The sequence below is a fragment of the Streptomyces sp. NBC_00669 genome (genome assembly GCF_036226785.1).
Taxonomy (GTDB): domain Bacteria; phylum Actinomycetota; class Actinomycetes; order Streptomycetales; family Streptomycetaceae; genus Actinacidiphila.
In genome coordinates, this window is sequence record NZ_CP109018.1 from 2,971,605 (window position 1) to 2,984,588 (window position 12,984).

Consider the following 12,984-nt stretch of genomic DNA (forward strand, 5'->3'; position numbering starts at 1 on the left):
CACGTACGAGCGGGGCCCGTAGCCACGTCCCGGGCGAGCACCCATAGCCGCGTACGGGCGGGGGTCCGCAGCCACGTCCCGGGCGAGCACCCATAGCCGCGTACGGGCGAGGGTCCGCAGCCGCGTACGGGCGAGGCCCGCAGCCACGTACGAGCGGGGCCCGCAGCACCTCCCGGGCGAGCACCCACAGCCACGTACGAGCGAGGCCCGCAGCACCTCCCGGGCGAGAGCCCGCAGCCGCCCCCGGCGGGGCGGGCCGGTCGGCGCCGCCCGGGGGGCGACCGGCCCGCGCGCTACCCGGACTGCGTGGCGTTGAGGCGGTGCAGGAGGCGGGCGAGTTCGGCCACGTCGCTGGGGTCCCAGGCGGCGAGCTGCCCGAGGTAGCGCTCGCGGCGCAGCCGCCGCACCCGGGCGAACCGCTCCCGGCCCTCGCCGGTCAGCCGCATCAGGTAGGCGCGGCCGTCGGCGGGGTCGGGTTCGCGGGCGACCAGCCCCAGGTCCTCCATCGCGCGCAACTGCCGGCTCATGGTGGCCTTGCCGACGCCGAAGTACGCCGCCAGGTCGGTGGCCCGCTCGGGCTCGACCTCGTCCAGCCGGACCAGGATGCCGTAGGCCGCGGCTTCCAGGCCAGGGTGCACCGCGCGGGCCAGGTCGCCGGAGGCGGCCCTGGCCCGGCGGAAGAGCACGGTCAACTCGCGCTCCAGCGCGCCCGCCACGCCGTCGCCGGGCGGCTCCGTTCCGCCCGTGCCGCCGGCATCGCACGCGGCGCGGTTCGCTTGGGTCACAGGGGCCCCGCTTTCAACGGCTGAAAGTTTTCTTCACAGACGGTGGTTTCCGCAGCACGTCAAGTATTTCGCAGGCGTAGACCAACGGCGGTTACCGGTCCCTCTTTCCACGCGCGTAGCGCCCAACGTACCGTCAGTTCTGTCATGACCACACCATGGTCATGCGAGTCCCCCACCTGCCCCTCCTGGAGGCACGCATGTCCCACGGAGTCTTCTCCGTCGTGCACGGCAACGGCTCGGCCAGAACCCGGCTCGCGGTTCTCGCCGGCCTGATCGTCTCCCTCCTCACCCTGGCGTTCACCGCTCCCGGCGCGGCCCATGCGGCGACCGCGACCGGCACCGGTCCGAGCGCCGGCCACCTCACCCACCCGGAACTGGACTGGATGGGCTCGACCGTCGCGGCGCACGAGGGCTCCAGCGCGCACGGCTCGGCCACGTCCGGCACCGTCTCCCCGATGGTGACCCAGACCCCCGGCATGGACGTCTCCGCCTACCAGGGCAGCGTCAACTGGGCGACCGCGTGGGCGAACGGCGGCAAGTTCGCGTACATCAAGGCGACCGAGAGCACCTCGTACACGAACCCCGACTTCGCCCAGCAGTACAACGGTTCCTACAACGTCGGCATGATCCGCGGGTCGTACCACTTCGCCACGCCGGACACCTCCGGCGGCGCGACGCAGGCGGACTACTTCATCGCGCACGGCGGCGGCTGGTCGGCCGACGGCAAGACCCTGCCGGGCGCGCTGGACATCGAGTACAACCCTTACGGCGCCACCTGCTACGGCCTCAGCCAGGCCAGCATGGTGAGCTGGATTCACGCGTTCGCCAACGAGTACCACGCCAAGGAAGGCGTCTACCCGGTCATCTACTCGACCTACGACTGGTGGTCGACCTGCACCGGCAACAACAGCGGGTTCGCGACCACCAGCCCGTTCTGGATCGCCAAGTACTCCTCCAGCGCGGGGACCCTGCCGGGCGGCTACGGCTTCTACACGTTCTGGCAGCACGCCGACTCCGGCACGTTCCCCGGTGACCAGGACTACTTCAACGGCCCGATCTCCGGGCTCCAGGCTCTCGCGAACGGCTAGCGGGGAGGTACCCCACGCGCCCCGTGACAGGTGCGGCTCCCTCCTCGCGGAGGGAGCCGCACCAACAGGGGCGAGGGGAACCGCGCGCTCGGCAGGCCACCGGCCTGCGGCCGGGAACGGCGAGCAACCGCGGCGGCGGGGCGCAACCCACCACCGGAAGGTGGTCACGCGGCGATCGGGACCTCCTCGGCGGGGGTGTCCGCCTCCGCCGGCTCCAAGGCCAGCGCCAGCACCTGGCGGACGTCGCTGACCGGGTGGACGTCGAGCACGCCGAGGATCTCCGCGGGGACGTCGTCGAGGTCGGCCTCGTTGCGCTTGGGAATCACCACGGTGGTGATCCCGGCGCGGTGCGCGGCCAGCAGCTTCTGCTTGACCCCGCCGATGGGCAACACCCGGCCGGTCAGGGACACCTCACCGGTCATGGCGACGTCGGTACGGACCCGGCGGCCGGACAGCAGGGACGCGAGGGCGGTGGTCATGGTGACACCCGCGCTCGGGCCGTCCTTGGGCACGGCGCCGGCCGGCACGTGCAGGTGGACGCCGCGGTCCTTGAGGTCGCCGACGGGCAGCTCCAGTTCCGCGCCGCGCGAGCGCAGGAAGGAGAGCGCGATCTGCGCGGACTCCTTCATCACGTCACCGAGCTGGCCGGTGAGCTGGAGCCCGGACCCGCCGGTCTCCGGGTCGGCCAGCGACGCCTCGATGTAGAGCACGTCGCCGCCCGCGCCGGTGACCGCGAGGCCGGTGGCCACGCCCGGTACGGCGGTACGCCGCTCCTCCGGGTCCTGCGCGGCCTCGGGCACGTGGTGCGGCCGGCCGATCAGGGCCCGCAGGTCGCCCGGGCCGACCGCGAACGGCAGTTCCCGGTCGCCCAGTTCGTGCTGCGCGGCGATCTTCCGCAGCAGGCGCGCCACGGTCCGCTCCAGGTTCCGCACGCCCGCCTCGCGGGTGTACTCGCCGGCCAGCCGGCGCAGCGCGTCCTCGTCCAGGCTCACCTCGTCGGCGGCCAGGCCCGCGCGCTCCAGCTGGCGGGGCAGCAGGTGGTCGCGGGCGATGACGACCTTCTCGTCCTCGGTGTAGCCGTCGAGCCGGACCAGCTCCATCCGGTCCAGCAGCGGCTCGGGGATGGCCTCCAGCACGTTGGCGGTGGCCAGGAACACCACGTCGGACAGGTCGAGTTCGACCTCCAGGTAGTGGTCGCGGAAGGTGTGGTTCTGCGCCGGGTCGAGGACTTCGAGCAGCGCGGCCGCCGGGTCGCCCCGGTAGTCCGAGCCGACCTTGTCGACCTCGTCGAGCAGCACCACCGGGTTCATCGACCCGGCCTCCTTGATCGCGCGCACGATCCGGCCGGGCAGCGCGCCCACGTACGTCCTGCGGTGGCCGCGGATCTCGGCCTCGTCGCGGACGCCGCCGAGCGCCACCCGGACGAACTCGCGGCCCATCGCGCGGGCCACGGACTCGCCGAGCGAGGTCTTTCCGACCCCGGGCGGCCCGACCAGCGCCAGGACCGCGCCGCCGCGACGACCGCCGACCACGCCGAGACCGCGGTCGGCCCGGCGCTTGCGGACCGCCAGGTACTCGGTGATCCGCTCCTTCACGTCGTCGAGGCCGGAGTGGTCCGCGTCCAGCACGGCCCGTGCGCCCGCGACGTCGTAGGTGTCCTCGGTGGTGGTGTTCCACGGCAGTTCGAGAACGGTGTCCAGCCAGGTCCTGATCCACGAGCCCTCCGGGGAGGCGTCCGAGGAGCGCTCCAGCTTCTCGACCTCCTTCAGGGCTGCCTCGCGGACCTTCTCGGGCAGGTCGGCGGACTCCACCCGGACCCGGTAGTCGTCCGTCTCGTTGTCGGGGTCGCCGTTCAGCTCGGCCAGCTCCTTGCGGACCGCCTCCAGTTGCTGGCGGAGCAGGAACTCGCGCTGCTGCTTCTCCATGCCCTCCTGGACGTCCTTGCGGATCGTCTCGGCGACGTCCTGCTCGGCGAGGTGGTCGCGCAGCCACTGCGTGGCGAGCTTCAGCCGGGCCACCGGGTCGGCGGTCTCCAGCAGCTCCACGCGCTGCTCCACGCTCAGGAACGGGGAGTAGCCGGAGTTGTCGGCGAGCTGCCCGGCGTCGTCGATCTGCTGCACGCGGTCGACCACCTGCCAGGCGCCGCGCTTGCGCAGCCAGCTGGTGGCGAGCGCCTTGTACTCCTTCATCAGCTCGGCCACGGTGCCCGGCGCCCCCTGCGGCGCGGGCTCCTCCACCACGGTGCCCTCCACCCACAAGGCCGCACCCGGTCCGGTCGTACCCGCGCCGATCCGCACCCGCGAGCGGCCCTTGATCACCGCGCCGGGGTCGCCGTCGGACAGCCGCCCGACCTGCTCGACCGTCCCGAGGGTGCCCACGGCCGCGTAATTCCCATCGACCCTCGGCACCAGGAGCACGCGGGGTTTGCCCGGCGCGTCCCCGGTGTGGGCCGCCTGGGCGGCCTCCACCGCGGCCCGCACTTCGCTGTCCGTCAGGTCGAGCGGTACGACCATGCCGGGCAGCACGACCTCGCCGTCGAGCGGCAGTACGGGGAGGGTGAGGTTGGAACTCTTCGGCTCAAACGCCATGATCGCTCCCTTTGCAAGCAAGTTGAGTACACCTGACTCAATGCAAAGGGCTCCGCCCGTGTTCCCGGCCCCACGTTCGCCCTGAGCGATCAGGGCACCCCGCGCCCCCCGGGAGGGGGGTTCCCGTCGGCTCCGGGACCTTGCGGCCGGTGGTGGGCTGGTCGCGCAGTTCCCCGCGCCCCTGGAATTGGTGCGGCTTCTCCGCGGCGAGCAACCACCCCCAGGGGCGCGGGGAACTGCGCGCTCAGCAGGCCACCGGGCGCAAGATCCCGAAATCCACAGGTGCGGCCCCTCCGGGGGCATCCCCGTACCCCCCGAGCCTGCGACAACGCTCTTTTCGCGGAAGAGCCGTCACGAATCCAGGGGCCCGGGGAACGGCGGGCGCAACCCCCCACCGGCGGGTGGTCCCGGAGCCGACAGAAGGGGGCACCCCGGTGGGTCAGTCCCGCGCCCGCAGAAACGCCGAGGTGGAAACGCGTCCGACCAGGTCGAAACGGGTGGAGCCGGCGAGGTAGGCGTCCGCGCCCTCCTGGACGCCGGCCCACTTGTTGTCGCCGTAGTCGTCGAGGACCACGACGGCGCCCGGGGCCGCGATGGTCTCGGCCCACTCGAGGTCCTCGGTGACGCCCTGCGCGGAGTGGTCCCCGTCGATGACGATCACGCCGTACTCGCGGTCGGAGACCGCCGCGCGCACGTCGGGGTCGCCGGAGAAGCCGACCTGCACCCGGGCCCGCTCACCCGCCTTCCCCCCGAGCGCCAGGTTCGCCCGGACCACGTCGAGCCGGACCGGCGTACCCGTGGGGTCGAGGCCCTCCAGCCCGCCCGGCTGGAGCTGCGTACCGACCAGCGGGTCCACGATCGTCAGCTCGGGCTCTATCCCCGCGCGGTGCAGCATCCGCAGCATCGTCGCCGAGAAGAGCCCGTACAGCGTGCCGATCTCCAGCACCTCCGCGTTGGGCGGGTCGAGCAGCGGCACCGTGGCGAGCTTGCCGCAGACGTTCTGGGTGGAGCCGGCGAGCCGGCCCACCGCCAGCGCCTCCAGCGCGATCACGTTGCGGAACGCGACCGTCACGTTGCGCCGGGCCGCCTTCGGGTCGGTCCCGCTGACCTTCGCCACCTCGGCCACCAGCGTGTCGATCTGCGCCGCGGTGGGCAGCCGGGGGCCGCTGCGGCCGGTGCGGTCGAAGAGCAGCCCGACCGCGTACTCCTGGCCGCGCAGCTCGCCGACCTGCCGGCGCAGTTGCTCCAGCTCCTTCACCTCCCGCCGCAGGGCGTCCAGTTCCTTGCGCAGCCGGGAGACGGGGCGCTGGACGCGCTGGTCGACGAGCGTCGTGGCAGGGCGCAGGAGCCGCTTGGCCATCGGGCTGTTCAGAATGGGCGACATGGCCGGAACCTACGCCGCGCCCCAGGGGCCCGGACCATCTGCGGGCACAGAACAACGGAAGTCCTCCGGTACGGGAGTTGAACGCCCGATGGCGCGGCGGCCGACGTCCGGCCATGGGTTTGCCGCGGGTCCGTCAAAATGGGGTCATGGCGGCTTTGAACACGCGTGACCCGCGCTTCCCGACCCCTGGTCCCGGCCTCCTGACCGGCGAAGGACCGGTCGTGCTGGACCGGCGCGACGGCCCGTACGGGGAGGCGGTGCTGCGCCGGCGCGGCGCGCACCTGGAGATCATCGCCAACGGCACCTTCCTGATGGACACCTCCGACGGCCGCTCGGAGCGGCTGCTGGTCGACGTGGCGCTGGACGCGCTGCCGGCCGGCCGGGACCGGCCGAGCGTGCTGATCGGCGGGCTCGGCGTCGGCTTCTCGCTGGCCCAGGCCGCCGGCCAACCGCGCTGGGCGCGGATCGACGTGGTCGAGCGGGAGCAGGCGGTGATCGACTGGCACCGGGCCGGCCACTTCGCGGCGCACACCGACGGCGCGCTGGACGACCCGCGGGTGCGGCTGATCACCGCGGACCTGCCGGCCTACCTGCGGACGGCGCCCGGCGAGCGGTCCGGTACGGAGCCCGCCGGCGCAGGCGCGCGCCCGCCCGCCGGCAGCTACGACGCGCTCTGTCTGGACATCGACAACGGCCCGGACTGGACAGTCACCGACAACAACGGCAGTCTCTACAGTCCCAGCGGCCTCGACGACTGCCGGGAGCTGCTCAGCCCCGGCGGTGTCCTGGCCGTGTGGTCCGCGCAGCCCTCGGCCGCCTTCGAGACCGCACTCAAGGGGGCGGGGTACACCGGGGTGCGCAGCCTTGAGGTTCCGGTCGCGCGTGGCGTGCCCGATGTGGTGCATGTAGCCGTCAAGGCGTGAAGGCGTCATAGTCAGGGCAGCGGCCCGCCCCGTACGCTGCCGGTAACGGACGAGCTTGTGGGGCGGAAGCGGAAGTGGACAGCGCACAGACAACAGGCGCGCAGCGCCGGGTTCTGGTGGTCGAGGACGACCAGACGATAGTTCAGGCCATCGCGGCCCGCCTCCAGGCCGAGGGGTTCCAGGTCCGCACCGCGGGCGACGGGCCGTCCGCGGTCGACGCGGCCCACGCCTGGCAACCCGACCTGCTGGTGCTCGACGTGATGCTACCCGGGTACGACGGGCTGGAGGTCTGCCGGCGGGTGCAGGCCGACCGGCCCGTTCCGGTGCTGATGCTCACCGCGCGCGACGACGAGACGGACATGCTGGTCGGCCTCGGCGTCGGCGCCGACGACTACATGACCAAACCGTTCTCCATGCGCGAACTGGCCGCGCGGGTGCACGTCCTGCTGCGCCGGGTGGAGCGGGCCGCCGACGCGGCCTCCACCGTCCGGGGCGCCAGCATCCACCTGGGCGACCTGGAGATCGACCACACCCAGCGCCGGGTCCGGGTCGGCGGCAGCGACGTGCACCTGACCCCGACCGAGTTCGAACTGCTGGTGTGCCTGGCCCACCAGCCCCGGGCGGTGCTCTCCCGCGAGCAGTTGCTCGCCGAGGTGTGGGACTGGACCGACGCGTCCGGCACCCGCACCGTGGACAGCCACGTCAAGGCGCTGCGCCGCAAGATCGGCGCCGAGCGGATTCGTACCGTGCACGGCGTGGGCTACGCGCTGGAGAACCCGGCGCCATGAGCCAGGGGCCCACCGGGGACCCTGCGCGCACCCGGAACCCGGCGCGGGCCCTGAGCGGCTCGGGACCGGCCCGGGGCAGGGTGCCGGCGGTCGTGCTGCGCGGCCGGCAGGTGGTCCGCGGGTGGCTGCGGCAGTTGTGGGAGGCGCTGCGGCCCTGGGACCCGACCCGCTCGATCAAGGCGGCGCTGCAGGCGCTGGTGATCGCCTCCGTGATGATCACCACGCTGCTGGTGACGCTGGCGATCCACTCGCGGACCGAGATCCGGGTGATCACGATCTTCTCGATCATCGCCTCGCTGCTGATCACGCAGATCGTCGCCACCAACCTGACCGCGCCGCTGCGCGAGATGACCGCGGTGGCGCGGGCGATGGCGGGCGGCGACTACACCCGCCGGGTGGCCCGGGTGCGCCGCGACGAGGTGGGCGAGCTCGCCGAGACCTTCAACCGGATGGCCGCCGACCTGGCCGCCGTGGACCGGCACCGCAAGGAGCTGGTGGCGAATGTCTCACATGAGCTGCGGACGCCGATCGCGGCGCTGCGCGCGGTGCTGGAGAACGTGGTGGACGGCGTCTCGGCCGCCGACCCGGAGACCATGCGGCTGGCCCTGCAGCAGACCGAGCGGCTGGGCAAGCTGGTCAGCCAGCTGCTCGACCTGTCCCGGCTGGACAGCGGGGCGGTGCGGCTGGACGCCAAGCGGTTCGAGGTGTGGCCGTACCTGTCGGCGGTGCTGAAGACCGCCAGCCTGGGCGCCGACCGCGGCAAGGCCGGCGGCACCCTCACCCGGGCCCGCGCGGACGTGCCGCTGCACCTGGACGTGTCGCCGCCGGAGCTGGTGGCGTACGCCGACGGGGAGCGGCTGCACCAGGTGGTGGCGAACCTGGTGGACAACGCGATGAAGCACAGCCCGCCCGGCGGCCGGGTCACCGTGCGGGCCCGCGGCGGGTCGGCACCGGGCAGCCTGGACCTGGAGGTGCGCGACGAGGGCCCGGGCATCCCCGAGGCGGACCGGGTCCGGGTCTTCGACCGCTTCCACCGGGGCTCACATCCGGGCACGGACGGCGGCACCGGTCTCGGCCTGGCGATCGCCCGCTGGGCGGTGGATCTGCACGGTGGCCGGATCGAGGTGGCCGAATCCCCGCGTGGCTGCCGCATCCACGTCACCCTCCCGGGGATGCCGCCGCAGCCGCGTTGACGCGGCGGCATGGCGGTGACGTGCGACGCCGCCGCAGACCGGGCGGATGGCATAGACCACTGGCCCGGCGAACCCACAAGAGGGACCACTTTCCCGCCACGATCCGTCCCGAAACCAGTCTTCGGGTGTGACTTGCGCGACGACTGGCCCCCTAAACTGCGTGAACGGGTCAGGTAGGCGTAGCCTTTATTCCCGCTGTCCACCATCTTGTGAAGCGGAAGAGGGCGGTTGCCGCCGTGTCGCCACAGTCCCCCAATAGCTCTAGTGTCTCCACCGACCACGAAGCGCAGGGCGAGGGCCCCGCAGCGGGTTTCGGCCCGAATGAGTGGCTCGTGGACGAGATCTACCAGCAGTACCTCCAGGACCCGAACTCGGTAGACCGAGCCTGGTGGGACTTCTTCGCCGACTACAAGCCGGACGGCTCCGCCGCTCCGGCCGCTCCCGCGGGCCAGGGCGGTGCCTCGGGCGCCGCCGCCCGCGCCAGCGCGGGCGTGCCCGGTTCCACGCCTCCTTCCGCGCCTGCCGGCCCGCAGGCCGCCGCGGCGCCTGCCCCGGCTCCGGCGGCTCCTACCGCGCCGGCGACCCCCGCCGCGCCCGCCGCTCCGGCCCCGCCGGCCCCGGCCGCCGCCAAGCCGGCCGCGCAGGCTCCCGCCCCGGCTCAGCCCGCTCCCGCGGCGCAGCCCGCGGCGCCGGCCCCCGCGGCCAAGCCCGCCGCCGCCCCGGCCGCGGCGCCCGCCGCCGCCGAGACGGAGTACGTGCCGCTGCGCGGCCCGGCCGCCGCCGTGGCGAAGAACATGAACGCCTCCCTGGAGCTGCCCACCGCCACCTCGGTGCGGGCGATCCCGGTGAAGCTGCTCTTCGACAACCGCATCGTCATCAACAACCACCTCAAGCGGGCCCGGGGCGGGAAGGTCTCCTTCACCCACCTCATCGGCTACGCCATGGTGCAGGCGCTGAAGACGATGCCGGCGATGAACCACTCCTTCGCGCTGAAGGACGGCAAGCCGACGCTGGTCAAGCCCGAGCACGTCAACCTGGGCCTGGCCATCGACCTGGTGAAGCCGAACGGTGACCGCCAGCTCGTGGTCGCGGCCATCAAGAAGGCCGAGACGCTGAACTTCTTCGAGTTCTGGCAGGCGTACGAGGACATCGTGCGCCGGGCCCGCTCGGGCAAGCTCACCATGGACGACTTCTCCGGCGTCACCGCGTCGCTGACCAACCCCGGCGGGCTGGGCACCGTGCACTCGGTGCCGCGTCTGATGCCCGGCCAGTCGATGATCCTCGGCGTCGGCTCCATGGACTACCCGGCCGAGTTCCAGGGCACCTCGCAGGACACCCTGAACAAGCTGGGCATCTCCAAGGTCATGACGCTGACCAGCACCTACGACCACCGGGTGATCCAGGGCGCCGCCTCCGGCGAGTTCCTGCGGATCATGAGCCAGCTGCTGCTCGGCGAGAACGACTTCTTCGACGACATCTTCGCCGCGCTGCGCATCCCGTACGAGCCGGTGCGGTGGCGCACCGACATCGACACCGCGCACGACGACGACGTCACCAAGGCCGCCCGGGTCTTCGAGCTGATCCACTCCTACCGGGTGCGCGGCCACGTGATGGCCGACACCGACCCGCTGGAGTACCGCCAGCGCAAGCACCCGGACCTGGACGTCCTGGAGCACGGGCTGACCCTGTGGGACCTGGAGCGGGAGTTCGCGGTCGGCGGCTTCGCCGGCAAGTCCCTGATGAAGCTGCGCGACATCCTCGGCGTGCTGCGCGACTCGTACTGCCGGACCGTCGGCGTCGAGTACATGCACATCCAGGACCCCAAGCAGCGCAAGTGGATCCAGGACCGGATCGAGCGCCCGCACGCCAAGCCCGAGCGCGAGGAGCAGCTGCGCATCCTCCGCCGGCTGAACGCCGCCGAGGCGTTCGAGACGTTCCTGCAGACCAAGTACGTCGGCCAGAAGCGGTTCTCGCTGGAGGGCGGCGAGTCGGTCATCCCGCTGCTGGACGCGGTGCTGGACGCGGCCGCCGAGTCCCGGCTGGACGAGGTCATCATCGGCATGGCCCACCGCGGCCGGCTGAACGTCCTGGCGAACATCGTCGGCAAGTCGTACGCGCAGATCTTCCGCGAGTTCGAGGGCAACCTCGACCCGAAGTCGATGCACGGCTCCGGCGACGTGAAGTACCACCTGGGCGCCGAGGGCAACTTCACCGGCCTGGACGGCGAGCAGATCAACGTCTCGCTCGCCGCGAACCCCTCGCACCTGGAGACCGTCGACCCGGTCATCGAGGGCATCGCCCGCGCCAAGCAGGACGTCATCAACAAGGCCGGCACCGACTTCACGGTGCTGCCGGTCGCGCTGCACGGCGACGCGGCCTTCGCCGGCCAGGGCGTGGTGGCCGAGACGCTCAACATGTCGCAGCTGCGCGGCTACCGCACCGGTGGCACCGTGCACGTGGTGATCAACAACCAGGTCGGCTTCACCGCCGCCCCGGAGTCCGCGCGCTCGTCGATGTACAGCACCGACGTGGCCCGGATGATCGAGGCGCCGATCTTCCACGTCAACGGCGACGACCCGGAGGCCGTGGTCCGCGTGGCGCGGCTGGCCTTCGAGTTCCGGCAGGCGTTCAACAAGGACGTCGTGATCGACCTGATCTGCTACCGCCGCCGCGGCCACAACGAGTCCGACAACCCGGCCTTCACCCAGCCGCTGATGTACGACCTGATCGACAAGAAGCGCTCGGTGCGCAAGCTCTACACCGAGTCGCTGATCGGCCGTGGCGACATCACCCTGGAAGAGGCCGAGCAGGCGCTGCAGGACTACCAGGGCCAGCTGGAGAAGGTCTTCACCGAGGTGCGCGAGGCCGTCGCCGCGCCGCCGGAGAGCCCGAGCCAGGACAACCAGGCCGAGTTCCCGGTCGCGGTGCCGACCGCGGTCTCCAGCGAGGTCGTCAAGCGGATCGCCGAGTCCCAGGTGAACATCCCCGACCACGTCACGGTGCACCCGCGGCTGCTGCCGCAGCTGCAGCGCCGGGCGGCCATGGTCGAGGACGGCACCATCGACTGGGGCATGGGCGAGACGCTGGCGATCGGCTCGCTGCTGCTGGAGGGCACCCCGGTCCGGCTGGCCGGCCAGGACTCCCGGCGCGGCACCTTCGGCCAGCGGCACGCGGTGCTCATCGACCGGGTGACCGGCGAGGACTACACCCCGCTGCTGTACCTGTCGGAGGACCAGGCCCGCTACAACGTGTACGACTCGCTGCTCAGCGAGTACGCCGCGATGGGCTTCGAGTACGGCTACTCGCTGGCCCGCCCGGAGTCGCTGGTGATGTGGGAGGCCCAGTTCGGCGACTTCGCCAACGGCGCCTCCTCGATCATCGACGAGTACATCTCGGCGGCCGAGCAGAAGTGGGGCCAGACCTCCGGCGTCACGCTGCTGCTGCCGCACGGCTACGAGGGCCAGGGCCCGGACCACTCCTCGGCCCGGATCGAGCGCTACCTCCAGCTGTGCGCGCAGAACAACATGACCGTCGCGTTCCCGACCACCCCGGCGAACTACTTCCACCTGCTGCGCTGGCAGGTGCACAACCCGCACCACAAGCCGCTGATCGTCTTCACCCCGAAGTCGATGCTGCGGCTGAAGGCGGCGGCGTCGAAGGCCGAGGACTTCACCACCGGCCAGTTCCAGCCGGTGATCGGTGACACCACGGTGAAGCCGGAAGAGGTCCGCAAGGTCGTCTTCTGCACCGGCAAGGTCTACTACGACCTGATCGCCGAGCGGGACAAGCGCGGTGCGGGCGACGTGGCCATCATCCGGATCGAGCGGCTCTACCCGCTGCCCGGTGCGGAGATCCAGCAGGCGCTGGCGCCCTTCACCAAGGCGCAGAAGTTCGTCTGGGCCCAGGAGGAGCCGGCCAACCAGGGCGCGTGGCCGTTCATCGCGCTGAACCTGATCGACCACCTCGACCTGGTGCTGGGCGCCGCTCCGGACAACGCGGACCGGCTGCGCCGCGTCTCGCGGCCGTCCTCGTCGTCGCCCGCGGTGGGTTCGGCGAAGCGGCACCAGGAGCAGCAGCAGAACCTGGTCAGCGAGGTCTTCGAGATCTGACCGGCGGCGGCCGCGCGGTCCCTCCGGTTCCGCGCAGCCGCCCGCACCTGACGGCCGGCGGCCCCCTGCCCTTCCCGGGCACGGGGCCGTCGGCCGTCGCGGTGGCCGCGCCTGCGCGCCGACACG

General features: G+C 72.3%; 8 protein-coding genes. 5 read left to right on the forward strand and 3 right to left on the reverse strand.

Going from position 1 to position 12,984, the window contains the following annotated elements; all coding sequences use genetic code 11:
* Positions 1–293: 293 nt before the first annotated feature.
* The gene (locus OG896_RS11945) at positions 294–716 is read right to left on the reverse strand and encodes a MarR family winged helix-turn-helix transcriptional regulator (RefSeq protein WP_329373915.1); all 423 of its coding nucleotides are present in this window, start codon (positions 714–716) and stop codon (positions 294–296) included.
* Positions 717–982: 266 nt separating this feature from the next.
* On the opposite strand from OG896_RS11945, the gene OG896_RS11950 reads away from it, so the two are divergent.
* Positions 983–1,873 carry a lysozyme gene (locus tag OG896_RS11950; protein ID WP_329364876.1) on the forward strand — a complete coding sequence of 297 codons (891 nt, stop codon included), beginning with the start codon at positions 983–985 and terminating at the stop codon, positions 1,871–1,873.
* 164 nt (positions 1,874–2,037) lie between these two features.
* Here OG896_RS11950 and lon read toward each other — a convergent pair whose 3' ends face one another.
* Together lon and OG896_RS11960 are read right to left on the reverse strand one after the other, a co-directional pair.
* On the reverse strand, positions 2,038–4,461 hold the full coding sequence (lon, locus tag OG896_RS11955; protein WP_329364878.1) for an endopeptidase La: 2,424 nt from the start codon (positions 4,459–4,461) through the stop codon (positions 2,038–2,040).
* 439 nt (positions 4,462–4,900) lie between these two features.
* A complete protein-coding gene (locus OG896_RS11960) occupies positions 4,901–5,845 on the reverse strand; it encodes a class I SAM-dependent methyltransferase (protein WP_329364880.1) in 945 nt (314 codons plus the stop codon).
* 146 nt (positions 5,846–5,991) lie between these two features.
* Between OG896_RS11960 and OG896_RS11965 the strand changes: the two genes are divergently transcribed.
* The 4 genes from OG896_RS11965 (at position 5,992) to OG896_RS11980 (ending at position 12,858) form a co-directional block, all read left to right on the forward strand.
* Positions 5,992–6,768 (forward strand): spermidine synthase, encoded by a 777-nt coding sequence (locus tag OG896_RS11965; protein ID WP_329364882.1) that lies wholly within the window; start codon positions 5,992–5,994, stop codon positions 6,766–6,768.
* A gap of 74 nt (positions 6,769–6,842) precedes the next feature.
* Complete coding sequence (locus tag OG896_RS11970; protein ID WP_329364884.1) at positions 6,843–7,556, forward strand: response regulator transcription factor; 714 nt, start codon at positions 6,843–6,845, stop codon at positions 7,554–7,556.
* Complete coding sequence (locus OG896_RS11975) at positions 7,553–8,749, forward strand: HAMP domain-containing sensor histidine kinase (protein ID WP_329364886.1); 1,197 nt, start codon at positions 7,553–7,555, stop codon at positions 8,747–8,749. Before OG896_RS11970 ends, OG896_RS11975 begins: the two co-directional genes overlap by 4 nt.
* Before the next feature lie 236 nt (positions 8,750–8,985).
* Positions 8,986–12,858 carry a multifunctional oxoglutarate decarboxylase/oxoglutarate dehydrogenase thiamine pyrophosphate-binding subunit/dihydrolipoyllysine-residue succinyltransferase subunit gene (locus OG896_RS11980; protein WP_329364888.1) on the forward strand — a complete coding sequence of 1,291 codons (3,873 nt, stop codon included), beginning with the start codon at positions 8,986–8,988 and terminating at the stop codon, positions 12,856–12,858.
* The last annotated feature ends 126 nt before the right edge of the window (positions 12,859–12,984 follow it).